The following is a 19,434-nucleotide window of genomic DNA, read 5'->3' on the forward strand; positions in this document are numbered from 1 at the left end:
GTGCTTTCAAAAAGTGCTCCCTTCTCTTAAAAGCCTGAAAAAATCATACCACATTAACGGTTATAAAAAGGTGCTCTGTCATCGGTATAGTCGTATAAACGCACGCGCCGCTGGAGCTGTTGGCCGCCGTTACGCGACAATGGCACCCAGGTAAAGCCGACGCGTTCACGTGTTGGGCGCACACTCATCAAGTCAAACGGTATGCTAATAAAGAAGCCTTTGGTAAAGCTTCCCTCACCATATTCTTCTGAAGAGACATCAGTAAAGGCGGCATAAGCACCGGCAACTACACCGCTGTCAAAGCGTTTTTGCATAGTTACCTGGACGCCTTTATCTTTCGCCAGGAACTGGCCAAAGTCTAGCTGTAATAACGAATCAGACAACCATGGCATTTGGTAATACACACTGGCAAAACCGGTTGTGACTTCGTAATCTAAAAAGCCTCCGCCCCCTTCAAAGTCACGTTTGCGAACACGGTTAGCATTTAGGCCAAACGCCCAACGACTATCCACTGGTTTATAAAGCACTTCCGCGCCCAAGCCACCGTACATGCGTTCTAAGTAACCCGCATAAGCCGTCGCAAACCAATTTTGGCTTAAACGTTTGTGATAAGTGGCCTGCGCTGAGTCTAGCCAGATATCGTTTTGTACGTACTTCCGAATATCGGTACGTACCGGCGGTAAGGCGTCCTGCCCCCCCCCTAAAAACAGAAAATCATCGTAGTTAGTGGCAATATTAAAGCCTACCTCACCAAACAACTCAATATTGTCATTCAGCCAGCGACGGCCAAAGGCGTACACGCCCAACTGATAGGTATAGAAGGTTTCCGGGTTACCAAAACTCTGGTCCAGGAAGGGTTTCAAGCCATAACGGTTGGTGAACTTATTCTCAGGGTTCAACATCCAACTGTCATCACCTCGCGGCGGCATATCCGGCGACTCCAGTCGAACAAATAAGTCGTCAAACTCGTCGACATCTTTTCCGGGATCTTTATTAAGTACACGATCTTTAAACTTATCGGCATCAATTCTGGTGTTAACGTTCGGATCAAACAGCGTCATATCAACCATGTTGTAGGTTTTAACACTGTCGGGCAGCTCCGCTGCCATAACGCGGGCAGCTCGGTCATAAGCTTCTTCACTATCACGATAGCGGAAGTGATAACCGTACACAGTGACCTCATCTTCCTCTGCCGCAAAGCGAGCCCCGCTAAATGCCATTTGTTTACGCATGGTGTGGTTCATGCCGGTCCAGTCAACGTCTTTCAAAGAGGCTTTACGTTTATCCTGAGTCGGTACTACTTTGTCCGGCGTAACCTTTATTTGGTTCAATGTACTAAAGTTGGTACGCAGGCTGAAGTTGAACATAAGCGTATTACCCCGCTCATAACTCAGTTGCACGTCAAAGTAATCAGACACCTGATAATTCGCGCCAAAGTTCCAGCGGCTGTCTTGAACTATAGGAACACCCGCGCGATCGGTTGAGTAGTCATTACCGTCGTATTCAACCTTAACGCTAAGTGGCTCCCACGGGGTTTGATATTCCAAGCCTCCAAAAACTGCTGTAGACCCGGTAAACCAACGATCAAACTCAACCTTACCGCCGTTACCACCAAAACTACTCTCACGCTGGCAATATTCGTCAGACAACTCACAAAACGGGTTAGTGAAGTCATCATGCGTCCCCAAACGCCCGAAGCCCAACCCTAAGCTCACATCAACCGGCCCAAAACGTTTATTCGCCACAACATACTCGGCATCGAACAAGCCCGTACCGGCAAAGTCACGGAAACCAACACTCACTTCCGGCAACCAATAGCTCTCTTCCCATAAGCGGGCTTTTATATCAAAGCCTTTATCCGTAAGAATGTTATCTCCGCTAAAGTCCGGCACATTACTGTACAGTTTATTGGGAAACTCGGTATAAAACGCGGTGGTTTCTAACCAGGGGAGCAACTGCAAGTTAACGGTGTAGCGACGGTATTCGTCCATGTCAGTATAGCTTAGAGCAAAAGCGCCTTCATCCATCATGCGTGCTGTCGGATTCTGTAACAACCCGACCGAGCCATAATCGTTATAACTTGGCGACAAGTCACGACGAGACCAATGCCATTTCGATGTAGGCGTTTCACTTACCTGATACACAGGCACGTTGGTCGCCGAACGAACCGACGTATCTTCAACAAAGTGAGTTAACAACCCGCTAATGTCCTCATTCAATGATTTATAGCCTGACGGCAGCTGATTCACCTCAAACCCTAACCAAAGAATATTGCCGGGCATGAGTTCAACATCGCTTTGCTTGTAGTAAGCCCAGTTGGTTTTTAGTTCTTCATCAACAGACACGACAGAAGCAACACTTTTGTTATAGCCATCAAGGAAATTACTTTGCTCTTCAACACTGTTTAGCCAGTTTGCCACGGTTTTACCTGAATGAAATGCATACTTCCCGGGCTTACTGACTAACCCATACACATAAATATGCTCCGGTCTTTCCGATAGCACCAATGAGTAGCTACCTTCAGGCAAAAGTGGGTTATCGGCTAAGTTTTGACGCGCTTGCTCGATGCTTATATTGCCCCAATATTGTTTGCCGAGCTTCCACCCTTTAACTTGACCTTGCAGCATAACCGCAGCGTCGGCTTTCTCATTTTCACGTCGACCACGCCAATACGCTTCTAACTCGGCTAGCTGCATAAGTACATTTCGTTTTTTACGCCCTAATTCGGCAGCTTCATCGGTCTTTACCAAACGAACAGCTGGCCAATATACGTCAGCTAAGAGCCCCTGTTGTTCAATAGCGTTCAGTGCCTGCTTTAACCGCACGGGCCCTTCAAACTGAATTTGTTTTGTTTCTGCGTTTACCGCACCTGACTCAGCCAAAATGGCCACAGCGAATAAAGAAATAAAAATGCGTTTCATAACATCACTCATTTGGCTGACTCTGAGTTATTTGTTCGACCAATCCAGGTCACCTGGGTAAGGTTTAAAACAGGTTTATTTGGAATGATGCGTTGCTCACTTTTTATTACGTGGCCGTCTGGTTCTACCCAAAACGTATTCACAAAGCGCTCACCCGTTAAAACAAACTCACCAACTTCTTCAACCAGAACCGCAGTTGCCTGACCATAAGGCATATCCAGTTGTTCAGGTTGCTTAACCGTAAAGGTTGACTGAGCCTCACGACTGACGCGTGTTCCGTCATCAAGCTGATAGTCATAATTACGTTGCCAAGTGAGGTTACACGACTCAGACGCAGTAGTAATACAGCGCAACGGGTCATCCTTTAAATTCGAAACATTCAACAGGTTATCATCGAGGCCTTGAGTGCGTATGACACGCCCGCTTTCAAGAACGAAGGTTTCTTTCTCTGCTGTAATAAAGTGGTATTCATTCGGTTTATTGACAAAACCTAAAACAATCAGGCTCCGAGCTTTTCCCTGCCACTGGGCGTATAAAGAGGTATAAGGAAAGTTTTGTATTTCCTCGGCGTTTAGCTCTGCATCTTCAATGTCTTTAAACGCATATTCAACAGTTTTACGAACCTCGTCCGTTACTGCTGTACAACCAGCTAAAATTAGTAAAAAACAGGCAAAGAGTCCGTTCCGAATCATAAGAAGTCTCACTAGTTAAACCATTGCGCATAAAAAAATACCGCCAAGCGGCGGTATTTTATCACAGCTCTTGTAGAGTGTTGATCGCGAAGCGCTTCGCAATCAACACAATAAGCTATTACTGAGCTGGAATAGTAATAGTGTAGGTATTAGTACCTGTACCAGTAACGGTAACGATTGGATCCGGGTCTGTCGGATCAGTCGGATCAGTTGGGTCAACAACTGGGTTTGAAGAGCTGTCAGTAACAACAGCAACAGTTGCTGCTGCTGCAACACCTGCAAATACCATTGCCTGAGTTGACATACCGCCGATACCGCTACTTGACGCTTCTTCGCCAGCAGCACCCTGCTGTGCTATTGCTGGCGCGGCCGCTAAACCCAACGCCGCAACAATTGATAATGCTAAAGTTTTCATAAAATTCACCTCACTCCAGAGATATAGATACATGTATCGCTGTGACTGAAAACATTCCAGTTAACAGCAACTTTCATAGTATGCCGCTAGGCCCTAAAATGCAAACGGCATTTACATCATTTTTCACTTAAAGGCCATTAATAGCCGCTATAGCCACAGCAGAATTATAGATAATACCTGTAACCTGTGACCATAGCTCCAGGTTCTCTGTATAAGTAGTATCCATAGGGACTATAATAGTATCACCAGGACCTAATTGAGAGTTACTGCTAAAGCTAAACCAACTGCTGCCGCCTTCATAACGCTCTATAGCGCCATTGGCTTTAACAATATAAATCCGCTCTTCGTCAGCTTTTTCTTTGGTACCGCCACTTCGGCTAATATACTCGTCAACAGAAAGTTCCGGATCAAAACGGTACGAGGTAGCCATCTGCACTTCGCCCATAATACTAATAGAGTCCTTACGAGACGGAACGTGCAAAGTATCGCCATCTTTCAGTTGCACATTATTGGCACCGTTACCAGCCAGGAGCTTGGGTAAGTCCATAATTAAGCGCCCAATCGGCTCTGCAGAGAGTAAATCAGCTAACAAGGTACGCACTTCGCTGTAGGACACTCGGCTGTCACCGGTACCGGTTAACATATTACCGGCTACTTCTCGCTGAAGCTCCTGTGCTAAAATTTTCTTACGCTCTTGCTCTTGCTTGCGCAGTTCTTCACGAGTAAATACCGCACCTTCTATAAAAGCATGGTCGGTAAAACCACCGGCCCGTTCAATAAGCTGTGTTAAAGTTTCACCACGCTTTATGGCGTATGTACCCGGGAAGCGAACTTCACCTTTTAAAGTTACCTCATAAGTGTTCTGCCACTCTGGAATACTCAATACGTTTAAACGGTCACGGCCTTGTAAGGGCACATCCATTTCGCCCTTTAAAACGTCATTTAAAGCAACAGATAGGTAGTCAGTCTGGGCAGTGTCTTTATTGAACTCAAAACGAGTCACCTCGGCGCGTTTAAGGTACGCCGAGTCTTTAACTCCACCAGCCGCATCTAATAAACGGCTGACACTAGCGTTTTCAACTAGAGGGTAAACGCCAGGGTGGTTAACCTCACCGGCTACGTACACCAATGGCGTATTACCATTGCGGGTACGCTGACGTTCAATGCGCTGCATGATAGGCTCTAACAACTTATCGCGAGAATAAAGCGCTAAGTCTTCATCCGCAATCTCAACATCGTCTTCATCAGGTGAGCCAAATAAATCAGCTAACGGTGTCCGCTGTTGTTCTTCTTCTAGTCGCTTGCGCTCGTCTTCTTCATTTGTTTTCTTCGACTGCACTAAGTCCTTCAAAAACGCCCGCCTATACTCCGCTAACATTTCTTGTCGCTCATCAGCCTGACGTTCTTGTTCTGTTAAAGTAAAGCGTGACAGTTGTTGTTCTTCTTGTTCCTGGGTTTGATAGCGACTAAAAATAACAATTTGATCGCGCTCTTGCAGTACAAGGTTTTCTTCTGCTTTGCCGCTAATCGCTTCTGCTACATTAAACTGGTACAAGCTCAAGTCACGTTGAGGCCCTGCCTCACGCACTACCAGTCCGTACGCTAAATCGGCCTGCTCTAAAAGGTCATGACGGCTGTCACGCAAAACATCATTAAGTCGTATGCCTTCATACCACTCATAATGACCAGGCCGGGTTACCGCGCCAACCAATAACAAGCTGTTATCTAGAGAATCCGATACCTCACGCAATGTTAAAACATCGCCGCCTTGCAGCTCTTTGTTTAGATGTTTTTCGGAAGTTAAATCAACGGTGCTAATTAGCCGTTTACCTTTAACAATACGCTGCAGTTGCGCTGACGACAAATATGCACTGTCTTCACTTCCGCCTGCAAAGCGAATTGCATCTTTTAGAGTTTCATCACCTTTTAACTCGTACAACGCAGGGCGCTTCACTTCACCTTTAACGGTAACCATCTCGCCACGGGTAGGAATAAAAACCACGTCACCGCTTTGCAGCATTTTATCGCCAGAAGCATCACCTTTAAGTAGCAGATCGTATAAATCGAAATCTGAAACTACCTCACCGGCACGCATTAAGCGAATAGAGCGTAACGACGCAATATCAGAAAAGCCGCCGGCTAAGTATAAAGCCTGGCTAATGGTAGACAGAGAGCTAACAGTATACGAGCCCGGTTTATAAGCCTCACCCGCAATAAACACCTGAATAGAACGCAGCTCTCCCATAGAAACCGCCGCATTAAAGCCAATTAAGCGCTGTTTAACCTGATTTTGAATGAGTTCTTGCATAAGAGTGTAGCTTAAACCGGCAACATTTAGCTCGCCTAAGTCTGGAATAACCACTTTGCCTTCGCGGTCTATGGTTAAATCGTAACTCCGGTTTTCCTTGCCAAAAAGCTGCACTTTAATGGTGTCGCCAACACCCATAATGTAATTAGAAGGCACAGGAGCATAACCTGTAGGAGAGAATGACTTAGGCTCACCGGCAAACAATTCATAACCAAAAGGTTTTAGCTCATCTTTATCAGACGTGAATTGTTCTTCCAATTCTTCCGGTATTATTGGGTCGCCGTTATCGTCAAATCGAGTACCGCGGGGGAAAACCACACTTTCTTGCTGTTGTTTTTGGTCTGACGAACTAGATGACTGGCTATTAATTTGGTCCAGCATACTTGGGTCTATACCAAATTGCTTTGCTAGTGCCTCTTGCTGAGCTCGGGGTAAACTTTTTAACTGCTCAATCTGGGCCTGGCTGGGCATTGACTGCGCGTGAACAGAGTTAACTGCTCCAAAAGTGGAAGCGACCATTAACACCACAGCACAATATGACACTGAGCGAGACAAGAAAGATTTCAACGAGATCAAAGCATTTCCCCTTTATGCGTTTTAAGCACTTAAATAATCACCGCATTTTATAAGTTAACTTTAAAAAAAGCTACGACAGTGTTTGGCTAACCAGAGTTCACTACGGGTACGCCAAAAACATCTTCAATACGGCCTTGCAAAGACATGCCGCCTGAGTGCTGTGTAGCTGCCTTATCCAGGAGTTTGTTCCAGCGCATATAATTATCGCGGTACAGTTTAACACTCTTACCGTCACTGACTTTATTACCACCTAAGCGGTTGGCATTTTCAAGCGCCACACCGGCAGAAGCCATACTAACAGCGACGGTGCCTTCAACAGCGCTTTCCGGTATCACAATACCTAGGCCCGCGGAGCCTACAGACAGCAGTGCTGGTAGGCATGAGCGACCAATGTTTAATAAGTTATCGTGCCAAGCGGTTTTGTGATTGTTTATTGCGGCAAAGGTATCCCCGAAAAGGCCAGCGTGCATGTCCTGAAACTCTTCTACGTTCCACTCATGCACAAACCGCTTTCCGCTTTGCTCTTCTCTGGCTTGCTGAGCAATAACAGCGTCATCACGGACTTTGAAGAGTAAGTCGAGGAGTTTGGAGGGGCTGGTGACTTTCTTCTGCATCAGCAATGCATAAGCATACGGAAAGCTTTGCAGGGCTTCAGACTCGGTTTGTGACAAGCTTTGTAAGTCATTTATCCGCGACTCTTGCTGCAGCTTGTTACCTAAAAAACGCCAGAGCAGCGCGCTTTGCTGTGCTTTTAAGTCTTCAATGGCAGGAGCCGCGACATAAACTGCGCTATGCTGTGCGGCCAGTTCATTCACAAAGTTTACGCGGAAGCGGTCGATAAGCCCGGAGACTAACTGTCCGGTTTTATGGCAAGCGTCATCATCACTTTGCGCTGCCTGGTTAAAAGCAAGAGCAAAGTCAGAAACGGTAGGTTGGTCTATAGGGGCTTGCTCCGCAATGGTCACCAATAAACCGGCAACACATTTCGCACCGCGGAAGTTATTATCCGTTAATGTGCTTTTAGCCAGCTTGCGTCTGTCGGTAAACTTTTGGGTAAAGCCTTCAAGTAACGCTTGTTTAAATTTTTCGACATCTTTTTGCGCAACGGGCGATTGCTCTGACCAGCGCTCGGGGCTTTCCAACCATTCTTTAATCAGTAATGCGGACTGAGCAGCGGCCTGCTGGCAGCAACCTAACCATTGGTCGGTTGCAAACAAACTGGTTTCTTTAAGAAGGTCGCGGTAGAGATGGTTATGGTCTTTAAGTTGCTGTTTATCATCTTGCTGTATGGAGCCGTCAAACAGCACTCGTGATGACATAGCCAAAGATTCCAGCACATTCAGCAATTGCATGAGCTGCTGCTTAGTCAGTTGCTTAGGGCGCGTTTGCTCCCCAAGCATTAAGCTCATAGACAGGTTTAACTGTCGTGCGTTAAGCAATGATGCACCAGTATAGTTTTGTAGTGTCATGGTTTGCATTGCTTATACCCTGTGCTTTTTAAAAATGCCACCTACGCATCAGATGCTAGCGACTAATCACTTCCAAATAAATCTCGCGTATACACTTTGCCAGCGACATCCTGAAGCTCTGGTGCCATACGGTTTGAAACTATCACGTCCGCCTCAGCTTTGAATCCGTCAAAATCATTCACTACACGCGAATTATAGAAGTTATCTTCCTCTAGTACCGGTTCATAAACAATAACTTCAATGCCTTTGGCCTTAATGCGTTTCATCACGCCTTGTATGGCCGATGCGCGGAAGTTATCAGAACCCTGCTTCATGACTAAGCGATAAACCCCCACCACTTTCGGCTTTTTTGCAATAATACTGTCAGCAATAAAGTCCTTACGGGTACGGTTCGCATCAACCACCGCTCGCATCATGTTTTGAGGTACATCCTGGTAATTAGCTAATAGCTGTTTGGTATCTTTCGGGAGGCAATAGCCACCATAACCAAAGCTTGGGTTGTTGTAGTGCTCACCAATCCGGGGGTCTAAACCAACACCCTCAATTATTTGGCGGGTATTTAAGCCGTGAACTTCTGCGTAAGTATCTAGCTCATTAAAATAAGCAACTCGCATGGCTAAGTACGTATTCGCAAACAGCTTAATCGCTTCAGCTTCAGTGCTATCGGTGAAAAGCGTCGGCACGTCTTTTTTAATAGCACCTTCTCTCAACAGCTCGGCAAATACCTCAGCACGCTTTGAACGTTCCCCAACAATAATACGAGATGGATACAAATTGTCATAAAGAGCCTTACCTTCGCGCAAAAACTCCGGCGAGAAAATAATGTTGTCAGTACCCATTTTCTCTTTCAGCATTTGGGTGTAACCGACTGGAATGGTCGACTTAATGACCATTACGGCATCCGGGTTTATTTGCTTAACCTGGGCTATAACCGCTTCTACGCTATTGGTATTAAAGTAGTTAGTTTCGGGATCATAATCGGTGGGCGTGGCTATAACCACATATTCAGCATCACTGTAAGCCTCTTCAGGGCTTAGGGTTGCTCTTAAACTAAGCTTCTTTTCCGCAAGAAATTCAGATATTTCGTTGTCTTCAATGGGTGACTTCTTGCTGTTAATAAGGTCGACTTTCTCATCTATAATATCAACCGCATAAACTTCATTATGCTGAGCCAAAAGTACAGCATTTGATAAGCCAACGTACCCAGTGCCCGCTACTGCTATTTTCATAAAATACCCAACTGTTCTTGTTATGAGGTTTTAGACATTATAAAACTGCTTGTACCACTCAACCGTGCGTTTCATGCCTTCAGTTACTAGCGTTGACGGTCTATAACCCATATCGTTTTCTAACTCAGACACATCGGCATAGGTTGCGACAACATCGCCCGGCTGAATAGGTTGAAAGTCTTTGGGTATTTCCACCCCGGCGGCATTCTCAACCGCCTCTATAAAGGTCATAAGCGCGATAGGTTGACTATTACCTATATTGTAAACTTTATAAGATGCCGAGGAGCTAGATGGGTCTGGCTGTTTACCGTTCCATCCGCTATTGGCTTTGCACGGACTTTCAATAACGCGCACCACGCCTTCGACAATGTCGTCAATATAGGTGAAGTCACGCTTCATTTTTCCATTATTGAAAACTTTAATGGTGTCACCATTTAATGCGGCTTTGGTAAAAATAAAGGGCGCCATATCGGGACGGCCCCATGGGCCATAAACGGTGAAAAACCGTAAGCCGGTACACTGTATGTCGTACAAGTGCGCATAGGTATGCGCCATTAACTCGTTAGATTTTTTTGTAGCCGCATACAAACTGACCGGATGGTCCACACTGTGCGAAGTTGCAAACGGCATAGCTTCATTTAAGCCGTATACCGACGAGCTGGATGCATAGCTTAAGTTTTTCACATCATTATGGCGGCAGGCCTCCAGCACATTCATAAAGCCCACAATGTTGGAATCTATATAAGCGCTGGGGTTTTCCAGCGAGTAACGCACTCCGGCTTGAGCAGCTAGGTTACAGACTGCGTCAAATTGCTCTTGTTCAAAAAGCGAATCTAGTGCATGTTTGTCTTCCAGCTTTAGTTGGATAAAGGAGTAGCCTGGGTGCGACTCAGACGTAACCATTACACCATATTCAACTTTGCTTTCTTCTATGCCACTCTCTTTTAATCGGCCATATTTTAGATTTACATCGTAATAATCATTAATGCTGTCCAAACCTACTACGGTATGGCCTTGTTTAAGCAGCTTTAAGGCCGTATAGAAACCAATAAAGCCCGCCGTGCCTGTTACTAAAACCTTCATTTAACTCTGTCTCCAGAACCTTTGCCGGTAACCGTCATTAAAATATACTGAAAGTAGCTTTTTATATTGAGTGTGCTAATCATTTTTGCGTCGGTTTCTGCCAGCAACTCTGGTGTGGACATGTCTATTTCGTTTACCTGCGCTAACCCGGTTATGCCCGGGCGAACGTTAAACACGCCTTTTGCTTCGCGCGCCTGGGTTAACTCTTCCTGATTAAAAAGCCCTGGCCGTGGGCCAACTAAGCTCATCTCGCCCTTTAGAACATTCCAAAGCTGCGGAAGTTCATCCAGCTTGGTGCGACGTAAAAAATGCCCAAATTTTGTAATAGAAGCGCTACTGGCCAAATGGCTAGCTACAGAAACGGTGTCCTTTTTCATGGTTCTGAACTTAACCAGAACAAAAGGCTTTTTGTTTTTGCCTACCCTCTGCTGAGTAAATATTGGCGAGCCCGTATCAAACAACCCTATAAGGGTAAGTAAAACAAGTATGGGGAAGCCAACTATCAGGCCAAAAAGAGAAAATAGAAAATCAAGAATACGAATCATTGAATACGATATCACTATTGGTTGTCAGGTTTATTAGAGCTGTGCAGCTCATGGTTAACACAGATTTGTATTGCCTGTTGAAAGCTAACTGGCGGCTCCCAGTTTAATGTCTTTTTGGTGTGGGTTATATCAAGTTGTAAATTACCAAACAGCCTATCCGCAATGGCTTTTTTTCCCAGTATTGTTGCTCCAAAGCGCATTAACCAAACCGGGCATGCCCACAGCTTAGGCTTTTTGCCATAAGCACGGGTTAAGGTTTCAAATAGCTCTTTGGTTGAAACGTCATGATCATCACTAACTAAAAAAGTTTCATTGAGAGGCTGTGGATGCTTAACACAAGCAATAATTAAGCTAACCAGGTTTTCTAACGCAACCAGGCTTCTTTTATTTTTTACTGCGCCAAAAGGCAAAGGCACATTTTTCTTAGCTAAACCCATTAAAGCTTTAAAGTTACCCTTTACACCTCGACCGTAGACCAAGGGTGGGCGAATAATAACAAGCTCAGTAGCAGAGCCTGAAAGCTCCTTTTTCAAGACCAGTTCAGCATCGCGTTTTGACTCGCCGTATAAGTCTTCAGGTGAATATTCACTTGTGCTTTTATAAGAGCTGCTGGGGATTGTTGACTCGCCTAAGGCTTTTACTGAACTCAAAAATATAAAGCGCTTTACGCCCTTTTCTTTCGCTTGTTTAGCCAGCCTTTGAGGAGCCTCAACATTATACTCACGAACCCGAGAGACAAACTCCCCATTGTCTGACTGCGGTACATGCGCTAAAGCCGCGCAATGAATAACTGTCTCTACACCATCTAAAACTGGTGACCAGTCCTTCGTGTCTAATGGTATAGCTACAATAGAGTCACCATAAGACTGTCGCGCAGTGCCGTTTACCTGGAACCCATTATTACTTAGCTTTTTAAATAACTCATTGCCAATAAACCCGCTGGCACCAGTAATAAGCAGCTTGCTTGGTTCACTCATAAGTCAGCAACTCGTCGTATATAGCCAAATGTTGCTTCACTACAACATTAATATCAAAGTGTTTTTCAGCGAACGTCCTACCAGCTTCGCCCATCCTTTTTCGTTTCCCTTCGTTGGCCACTAGTTCTTCGATAGCATCAGCCAATGCAATATGGTCTTTTGGTGGAACCAGCAAACCCGTAACACCATTTTCAATAGCATAGTTACAGCCGGGAGAGTCAGTAGTAATAATAGCTCGACCACATGCGGCTGCTTCGATTAATGACTTAGGTAAGCCTTCTCCATAGTATGAAGGCAAGCAGACAATATTTGCGTTGGCGTACTGTGAGGCAATATCTTTACGAAAACCCAGAACTTTTATGAAAGACTTTTCCTTCCAAGACTCGAACTCTGACTCAGACAAACTCTTTGGATTACCAGGATCAGGTGTGCCAATAAGTTTCATATCAACTGGCACATTACGAAACTCTAGTAACTCAGCAGCTTTGTAAAACTCGCAAACACCTTTTTCTAAGAGTAAGCGAGCCACCATAACAACTTGGATTTTATTCTCAACAGGTTCTGGTAACGCCGCGTACTCTTTTAAATCAACGCCTGAGCCACGGATCAGAACTGTACTTTCTTCGCTAATGACATCGCTATTCAGTAACGTAGATTTGTCATCCGGGTTCTGAAAAATAACTTTCACCGAGCGGCAGCCAAGGGCAAATGAGTATACTCTTGTAATTATATGGCGCCGCAACCTACCTAACAATGAGGACGATGTAAATACCGAACCGAGACCTGATACCGCACCAACAAGAGGCACCCTAATACTCAAGCGGTTGACGAGACCACCATATAGCATTGGCTTTATAGTAACTAAGTGAATTAAGTCGGGCTTAACGCTTCTAAATAGTATCAACAACTTAAATATCGTTTTTAGTTCAACTAAGGGATTCTGCCCGCTCCGACTGAAAGGCACTTCATGATAAGTAAAGCCCAGTCGCGTTATCTCCTCAGCTGCAACACCTTTGCCAGTAGCAACATGAACTGAATACCCGTTTTGTTGAGCGGCTTCGGCTAAAGAGGCACGATGAGAAAGAAAAAACTCAGGCGTATTAATAATAAAAAGTATTTTCTGTTGCATGTTTTTAGTTTTCAAGCCTTACTGGAAAGGTAAACGTATGAATTGTTAGTATTCGATATGGAGTGATTCGCTAACTATGAAAGTTTTGGTTTAAATAAAAATATATAAATCAGGCATAGGATGCCGCCATTAGCTCAATGAAAAAGATGTTTGACACTTGAGAGGTGGCTCTCAAAGTGAAAGCTTAGGTCTAAACCATAACCTCGACATGAATACCCCCCCACTATTTCGTCTAAATTTAGCTTACCAGGGCTGTCAATTAATCGACCTCTACTTTCAAACTGCAAATATTTAGAAACATCACTAACATCGTTAGTTACAATAGGTAAATTTAGCGTATAGGCTTCGACAAACTTGGTGGGAAAGCCAGCCTTATTTGCCCTTATTACCGGACGATAGAAATATAGAATATCACAAGCTTTATTTAACATAATGACTTCATCATGTGTTAGCCTTCCAGTAAATACTACTGCATCCTCTCCACCTTTAGGTAAGTAGTTGAACTCAGAGACTTCAAAGTCCTGTCTTGTAGTGCCAGCGATTAGTACTCTGATTTTTCGTTTGCCACTTTTATTATGTTCTATTACTTTTTCAATCAGGCCATAAAGGCTATCTTTTCCATACCCAACATTTCCACTATATAAAATATTGAAGTATTTGGGGTTCGCAAATTCACTATCTTCTTTTGCACTCCACTTAACTTCATTCACATCAACTAATGGAGGTATTAAAACTGATTTATGTCCATAGTAGCGGTGTAGATAGGAGCTTATTGAAATAACCTTGAAGCAGAGTTTATTAAGAACGCGCATGCGAAGCTCAGTGTCTATAAACTTTGCTAACTTTTTGATTCCTCTATAACCGATAACTCCATACCACTCAGTGCAGTCAGATATAACCTTTACCTTATTAAGCTTGCAGTAAAGGAGAACAAAAGCAAAACTAACACTCCAATAGTTATATAAAACAACGTACTTAGGTTTTAACTTTCTAATTCCAGTTATAGCATCTAAGCCAAAAAACTTTTTAAACCTCGCAATTTTTGATAGCCTTACATGCTCAACCTCATCTAGCTCACTTTGCTTAATTACCTTTCCGTGATGCATATAATATACATTATAACTCAACGCAGAAAACGCCTTTCCTAGGTTGACAACCCTGTGAGCTGCTGCATTTAAATCCGGCAATTTGAAACCGCCAACATACAAAATTTTTCTATTATTACCAGTCATAACGACTAAACGAGTCCATATTTTTCCAATGCGGAGTTAACTTTGCGGTTCCAGTAATTAAACGGACAACTCGCTCTGATGTGTTTCTAATTTTATACTCTTCCGGAATTTCACGCTCCGCCCCAGAAAAAACATCACGAGAGCTGGTAGCTATTCGAACTCCATCAATTAGCATTTGCTGGTCCAAACCAGTTAACGCTATAGCCCCTGTATCGAGCGCTTCGGGACGTTCAATAGAACGACGTAGTGTTACTGCCGGAAACTCTAAAATTGAAGACTCTTCGCTAATAGTGCCGCTGTCGGAAATAGCGCAAAATGCGTCCATTTGCAGCTTGTTGTAATCAAAAAAGCCAAAAGGTTTTAAAAACTGAATACCTTCCACATCATCGAGCAAGCCGAGCTTTTCTAATCTGTTGCGAGTTCTCGGATGTGTAGAGACAACAACTGGGTAGCCGTAGGCTTCATATAAAGAACTTAAGCACTCAACCACTTTCTTAAGGTTCTCTTTACTGTCGACGTTCTCTTCTCTATGAACGCTGACAATAAAGTATTTGTTCTTTTCGAGCTTCAGAGTATCTAAAACAGTAGACTTCTGAATTGACGGTAATACATGCTCCAGAACTTCTCGCATCGGTGATCCCGTTAGGTAAATAAAGCGATGCGAGAGCCCTTCACTCAAAAGATGTCGTCTAGCATGTTCAGTATAAACCAAGTTGAAATCGGCTAAGTGATCTACCAATTTCCGGTTAATTTCTTCTGGTACATTGGCATCGAAGCTGCGATTACCAGCTTCCATATGGTACGTAGCTACCTTCATTCGTTTTGCCATCATAGTGGCTACGGCACTGTTTGTATCACCTAACACCAGAACAGCATCCGGCTTCTCTTCAAGAATAACCTGTTCAGTTTTAATTAGAATTTCACCGAGGCTTTTTCCTAAAGAAGACGTATCAACATTAAAAAAGTGATCAGGCTGACGCACACCGAGTTCTTCAAAGAAAACGTCATTCAATTCATAGTCATAGTTTTGACCCGTGTGAACAATTTTATGGTCAACAACCTCGTCAAGTACTGCCATAACACGAGACAGACGAATTATTTCTGGACGTGTACCCAGAATAGTCATTACTTTTAGTTTTTTCATGAAAGTTTCACCGGTGCGTAGTATGTATCAGGGTTATCACGGTCAAATATCTCATTCGCCCACAGCATCACAACCATTTCTTCATCACCTACATTGGTAATGTCATGGCTCCAGCCAGGGGCCGTTTCAACAATTTCCGGTTTATCGCCACTTGTGAAAAGCTCGTGATATTCATTAGTTATCATATGGCGGAATCCAAAACGAGCATTCCCTTTTATAACCAGAAACTTTTCATTTTTTGTATGGTGGTAATGCCCACCTCTTGTCACTCCTGGGTGAGCCGTAAAGAATGAAAATTGTCCAGAGTCCTTGGTTTTTAGCATTTCAACAAAAACACCGCGTTCATCGCCATGCTTAGGTACCTCGTATGAGAAGCGCTCTTTAGGTAAATAGCTGACGTAAGTTGAATACAGTTTACGGACAAAACCATCGCCAACCTTTTCTGTAACAAGAGTGTCGCGACTGCCTTTGAATAAACGCAGCTGCTTCGCTACATAACCTACTGTTTTCTCATAAACAGGCAGCACTTCACTAAGCATTTCTGTTTGTGCATTTTTGTTCTCACCGGAAACTAAATCACGTGCAGCTTTTATGAGTTCCTTTACTACATCATCAATATAAACAAGTTTAACTTTGGCGTTGGTATCGTTGATTTGTATAGGAAGGTCGCGAGCAACATTATGACAAAAAGTAGCCACCATTGAGTTATAGTTTGGTTCACACCACTTCCCAAAAACATTAGCTAGTCTATAAACCTTTGCAGGCGTACTATTAGCCTCTGCGTAACTTTTAACTAACTCTTCAGCTTGTCGCTTGCTTTTACCGTAAGCGTTATCACGTTGAGCCTGGATAGACGAACTATAAATAACCGGTAAGGGTTTGGGCTGCTCACTTAGTATATTTAGTAATTCTTCTGTAAGGTTAGTATTCCCTTCAAAGAATTCACTTTCATTATCAGGTCTATTCACACCTGCCAAGTGAATAACGCAGTCGACACATTTTAGCAATTCGTTAAGTTCCGGTGCTTTATGAGCTTTCGTGAACTTAACGTACTCAATATCTTCCATTTCATCGATATGAGCAACTAGATTTTTGCCGACAAAGCCGTTTGCGCCAGTAATCAGTAACTTCATAGCTAGCCTTCTGGATTAATGTAATCGCCGTTTGCAACCGCACGCATGAATGGAAGTTTATTCAAGAGCTGCTTCATTCCCTCAACGTTTAATCGCTCAGTATTATGTGAGTTATAGTCCTCAACCTGCTCAATTCTATTGTCGCCCTGGTCAACATACTTAGAGTAGTTAAGGTCGCGAAGATCGGGCGGGACTCGATAATAGTCGCCCATATCCTCTGCGCAAACCATCTCTTCTCGCGATAAAAGTGCTTCGTAGAGCTTCTCGCCATGGCGTGTCCCGAGAGTTTCAATGGGATGTCCTGTTTTATCAACGAAGGACAAAATAGCTTTTGCTAGAGTTTCAATAGTTGCAGCTGGAGCCTTTTGAACGAAAATATCACCGTTGGTACCATGTTCGAATGCGTATAGAACCAAATCGACCGCATCATCCAGAGTCATCATAAAGCGTGTCATGTTAGGGTCTGTAATAGTAATTGGCTTACCACTTCTAATTTGATCAACAAATAAAGGAATTACCGAACCCCGTGAGGCCATAACATTGCCATAACGCGTACCGCAAATAACGGTTCTTTGCTCATCTACGTTACGAGACTTTGCGACCATGACCTTTTCCATCATAGCCTTTGATATACCCATCGCATTAATAGGGTAAACAGCCTTATCTGTACTTAAACAAACAACCCTTTTCACTTCATTTTGAATAGCTGCTTCGAGAACATTCTCGGTACCTACGATGTTTGTCTTTACTGCTTCCATTGGGTGAAACTCACATGAGGGAACTTGCTTTAAGGCAGCAGCATGATAAATAAAGTCCACGCCGCGACTCGCATTTAAGACGCTTTGATAGTCTCGAACATCGCCAATGTAAAACTTCAGCTTGGGATGGTTGTATGCTTTACGCATATCATCCTGCTTTTTTTCATCACGGCTAAAAATTCGTATTTCAGCGATATCCGTATCAAGAAATCGGCGAAGGACAGCGTTACCAAACGAACCTGTGCCGCCAGTAAGTAAAAGTTTTTTATTACTAAAAGTCATAAAAGAACCGTATAAAATATTAGAAGCGTTAGCTTAAGCCAAAAGTTAGTAAACCAATCGATTATCGTTAGCTCTCTTTAGAAGAGCCGGGATTGCAAAGCTCAAGATGAGTAAAAAAGATACCATCACCTCGATAAATAAACTAGCAAAGAACAACTGAACCATAGCGAATAAAATATATATCGACCGAGATGAATAAATCGCCACTGCTCTTTATTAAGCGAAGCATAACTCTTAAAGTGCAACTATTACAGTTACTAGTTAACTCTCAGGTGTAGAATTGGTTTCAGGTGTGTCGGTCAACTTAACAATATATTTTCTGTCCAGCGATTAATTTTCTTTACTCATTAAAAATTATCTCAATTTAGTTAACGTTAGTTTCCCTTTAATTTTCAACAAACAATTAAAACCAGTCTCCATAAAAAACTAGTCTCCTTAGTAAGGATTGAATATAAGAGGTTTGCGCTAAAAGCTACATGATAACTACGACAGAAATTATTTTCCTTTGTATCCGTTAGGGTTTTTCATTTGCCAATTCCAAGAGTCACGCATCATTTTCTCTAATCCTAGTCTAGCCTTCCAGCCTAATCTCTTATATGCGTAGGCTGCATCGGCATAACAGATAGCTATATCACCCGCTCTGCGCTCGACAAGCCTATATGGTACTGCTTTTGCACTTTGTTTTTCGAAAGCTTCTATGATTTCTAGTACAGAATAGCCTTTTCCAGTCCCTAGATTTATCGCATCGAATCCAACTGGGGCATTTTCTTCGATTAACTTTAATGCATCAAGATGACCTTGAGCTAAATCGACTACATGAATATAGTCTCGTATACCTGTTCCGTCTGGGGTCGGATAATCGTAGCCATATACATTCAGTTCTTTTAACTTACCAATTGCAACTTGTGATACATACGGTAAAAGATTATTCGGAATACCATTTGGGTCTTCACCTATAATCCCGGAGCTATGGGCTCCAACTGGGTTAAAATATCGTAAAACGATAGCCGACCAACCTGAATCAGCAACACATAAATCCTGAAGAATACGTTCGACCATATACTTCGAAGTGCCGTAAGGATTAGTAGTACTACCGACTGGCGAACTTTCATTAATTGGAAAACCTTGGGGCTCTCCATACACCGTAGCTGAAGAGGAAAAGACGAGATTCTTAACGCCAAAAGCTTCCATCACTTCACATAAAGTGAATGTACCTATAACGTTATTTTGATAATAGTGAAGTGGTCGTTCAACGCTTTCCCCTACAGCTTTTAAACCAGCAAAGTGGATAACCGACTGAATTGTATATTGGCTGAATAATTTATTCAGACTGGCTTTATCACGGACATCTCCTTTAACAAAAGAAATGTTTTTTCCTGAAATTTTTTCGGCACGTTTAAGGGACTCTCTAGTACTATTAGAGAGGTTATCTAAAACGACAACTGAATAGCCTTCACTAAGTAATTCAACCACTGTATGTGAGCCTATATAGCCGGCCCCGCCTGTTACAAGTATATGTTCATTCATAAAAATCTACCGGT

At 43.4% G+C, this 19,434-nt stretch carries 15 protein-coding genes; all 15 read right to left on the bottom strand.

What is annotated here, in order from left to right; genetic code table 11:
- Window positions 1-53: 53 nt before the first annotated feature.
- Complete coding sequence (locus ACP7FG_RS03480; RefSeq protein WP_439225526.1) at window positions 54-2,921, bottom strand: YjbH domain-containing protein; 2,868 nt, start codon at window positions 2,919-2,921, stop codon at window positions 54-56.
- Between the two features lie 8 nt (window positions 2,922-2,929).
- Window positions 2,930-3,613, bottom strand: coding sequence for a YjbF family lipoprotein (locus ACP7FG_RS03485; protein ID WP_439225527.1), 684 nt, complete (start codon window positions 3,611-3,613; stop codon window positions 2,930-2,932).
- A gap of 118 nt (window positions 3,614-3,731) precedes the next feature.
- Window positions 3,732-4,028 (bottom strand): hypothetical protein, encoded by a 297-nt coding sequence (locus ACP7FG_RS03490; protein WP_439225528.1) that lies wholly within the window; start codon window positions 4,026-4,028, stop codon window positions 3,732-3,734.
- A 127-nt stretch (window positions 4,029-4,155) separates the two neighbouring features.
- Entirely contained in the window at window positions 4,156-6,912 is a 2,757-nt protein-coding gene (locus tag ACP7FG_RS03495) for an SLBB domain-containing protein (RefSeq protein ID WP_439225529.1), read from the bottom strand.
- A gap of 86 nt (window positions 6,913-6,998) precedes the next feature.
- Window positions 6,999-8,390 carry a hypothetical protein gene (locus ACP7FG_RS03500; RefSeq protein WP_439225530.1) on the bottom strand — a complete coding sequence of 464 codons (1,392 nt, stop codon included), beginning with the start codon at window positions 8,388-8,390 and terminating at the stop codon, window positions 6,999-7,001.
- Between the two features lie 53 nt (window positions 8,391-8,443).
- Window positions 8,444-9,610 (bottom strand): nucleotide sugar dehydrogenase, encoded by a 1,167-nt coding sequence (locus tag ACP7FG_RS03505; RefSeq protein ID WP_439225531.1) that lies wholly within the window; start codon window positions 9,608-9,610, stop codon window positions 8,444-8,446.
- A 30-nt stretch (window positions 9,611-9,640) separates the two neighbouring features.
- Complete coding sequence (locus tag ACP7FG_RS03510) at window positions 9,641-10,693, bottom strand: NAD-dependent epimerase (protein WP_439225532.1); 1,053 nt, start codon at window positions 10,691-10,693, stop codon at window positions 9,641-9,643.
- Window positions 10,690-11,238: a sugar transferase gene (locus tag ACP7FG_RS03515; protein WP_439225533.1), complete on the bottom strand. Its 549-nt coding sequence runs from the start codon at window positions 11,236-11,238 to the stop codon at window positions 10,690-10,692. Before ACP7FG_RS03515 ends, ACP7FG_RS03510 begins: the two co-directional genes overlap by 4 nt.
- A 14-nt stretch (window positions 11,239-11,252) precedes the next feature.
- Window positions 11,253-12,215 (bottom strand): UDP-glucose 4-epimerase family protein, encoded by a 963-nt coding sequence (locus tag ACP7FG_RS03520; RefSeq protein WP_439225534.1) that lies wholly within the window; start codon window positions 12,213-12,215, stop codon window positions 11,253-11,255.
- Complete coding sequence (locus ACP7FG_RS03525) at window positions 12,208-13,344, bottom strand: glycosyltransferase family 4 protein (protein ID WP_439225535.1); 1,137 nt, start codon at window positions 13,342-13,344, stop codon at window positions 12,208-12,210. Before ACP7FG_RS03525 ends, ACP7FG_RS03520 begins: the two co-directional genes overlap by 8 nt.
- A gap of 134 nt (window positions 13,345-13,478) precedes the next feature.
- Complete coding sequence (locus tag ACP7FG_RS03530) at window positions 13,479-14,576, bottom strand: glycosyltransferase (RefSeq protein WP_439225536.1); 1,098 nt, start codon at window positions 14,574-14,576, stop codon at window positions 13,479-13,481.
- A complete protein-coding gene (gene wecB / locus ACP7FG_RS03535) occupies window positions 14,566-15,720 on the bottom strand; it encodes a non-hydrolyzing UDP-N-acetylglucosamine 2-epimerase (RefSeq protein ID WP_439225537.1) in 1,155 nt (384 codons plus the stop codon). Before wecB ends, ACP7FG_RS03530 begins: the two co-directional genes overlap by 11 nt.
- Window positions 15,717-16,853 (bottom strand): UDP-2-acetamido-2,6-beta-L-arabino-hexul-4-ose reductase, encoded by a 1,137-nt coding sequence (gene wbjC, locus ACP7FG_RS03540; RefSeq protein WP_439225538.1) that lies wholly within the window; start codon window positions 16,851-16,853, stop codon window positions 15,717-15,719. The genes wecB and wbjC overlap by 4 nt, the downstream gene beginning before the upstream one ends.
- A 2-nt stretch (window positions 16,854-16,855) precedes the next feature.
- Window positions 16,856-17,893: a polysaccharide biosynthesis protein gene (locus ACP7FG_RS03545; protein ID WP_439225539.1), complete on the bottom strand. Its 1,038-nt coding sequence runs from the start codon at window positions 17,891-17,893 to the stop codon at window positions 16,856-16,858.
- A 495-nt stretch (window positions 17,894-18,388) separates the two neighbouring features.
- On the bottom strand, window positions 18,389-19,420 hold the full coding sequence (gene galE, locus ACP7FG_RS03550) for a UDP-glucose 4-epimerase GalE (RefSeq protein WP_439225540.1): 1,032 nt from the start codon (window positions 19,418-19,420) through the stop codon (window positions 18,389-18,391).
- Window positions 19,421-19,434 lie beyond the last annotated feature (14 nt).

It is taken from the genome of Idiomarina sp. ST10R2A5, assembly GCF_051842325.1.
In the GTDB taxonomy this organism is placed as follows: Bacteria; Pseudomonadota; Gammaproteobacteria; order Enterobacterales; family Alteromonadaceae; genus Idiomarina; species Idiomarina abyssalis.

What these genes read in the sequence shown, in the direction of transcription:
- ACP7FG_RS03480 (WP_439225526.1), bottom strand. Translation starts at nt 2,921, where the DNA reads ATGAAACGCATTTTTATTTCTTTATTCGCTGTGGCCATTTTGGCTGAG.
- ACP7FG_RS03485 (WP_439225527.1), bottom strand. Translation starts at nt 3,613, where the DNA reads ATGATTCGGAACGGACTCTTTGCCTGTTTTTTACTAATTTTAGCTGGT.
- ACP7FG_RS03490 (WP_439225528.1), bottom strand. Translation starts at nt 4,028, where the DNA reads ATGAAAACTTTAGCATTATCAATTGTTGCGGCGTTGGGTTTAGCGGCC.
- ACP7FG_RS03500 (WP_439225530.1), bottom strand. Translation starts at nt 8,390, where the DNA reads ATGCAAACCATGACACTACAAAACTATACTGGTGCATCATTGCTTAAC.
- ACP7FG_RS03505 (WP_439225531.1), bottom strand. Translation starts at nt 9,610, where the DNA reads ATGAAAATAGCAGTAGCGGGCACTGGGTACGTTGGCTTATCAAATGCT.
- ACP7FG_RS03510 (WP_439225532.1), bottom strand. Translation starts at nt 10,693, where the DNA reads ATGAAGGTTTTAGTAACAGGCACGGCGGGCTTTATTGGTTTCTATACG.
- ACP7FG_RS03515 (WP_439225533.1), bottom strand. Translation starts at nt 11,238, where the DNA reads ATGATTCGTATTCTTGATTTTCTATTTTCTCTTTTTGGCCTGATAGTT.
- ACP7FG_RS03520 (WP_439225534.1), bottom strand. Translation starts at nt 12,215, where the DNA reads ATGAGTGAACCAAGCAAGCTGCTTATTACTGGTGCCAGCGGGTTTATT.
- ACP7FG_RS03525 (WP_439225535.1), bottom strand. Translation starts at nt 13,344, where the DNA reads ATGCAACAGAAAATACTTTTTATTATTAATACGCCTGAGTTTTTTCTT.
- ACP7FG_RS03530 (WP_439225536.1), bottom strand. Translation starts at nt 14,576, where the DNA reads ATGACTGGTAATAATAGAAAAATTTTGTATGTTGGCGGTTTCAAATTG.
- wecB (WP_439225537.1), bottom strand. Translation starts at nt 15,720, where the DNA reads ATGAAAAAACTAAAAGTAATGACTATTCTGGGTACACGTCCAGAAATA.
- wbjC (WP_439225538.1), bottom strand. Translation starts at nt 16,853, where the DNA reads ATGAAGTTACTGATTACTGGCGCAAACGGCTTTGTCGGCAAAAATCTA.
- ACP7FG_RS03545 (WP_439225539.1), bottom strand. Translation starts at nt 17,893, where the DNA reads ATGACTTTTAGTAATAAAAAACTTTTACTTACTGGCGGCACAGGTTCG.
- galE (WP_439225540.1), bottom strand. Translation starts at nt 19,420, where the DNA reads ATGAATGAACATATACTTGTAACAGGCGGGGCCGGCTATATAGGCTCA.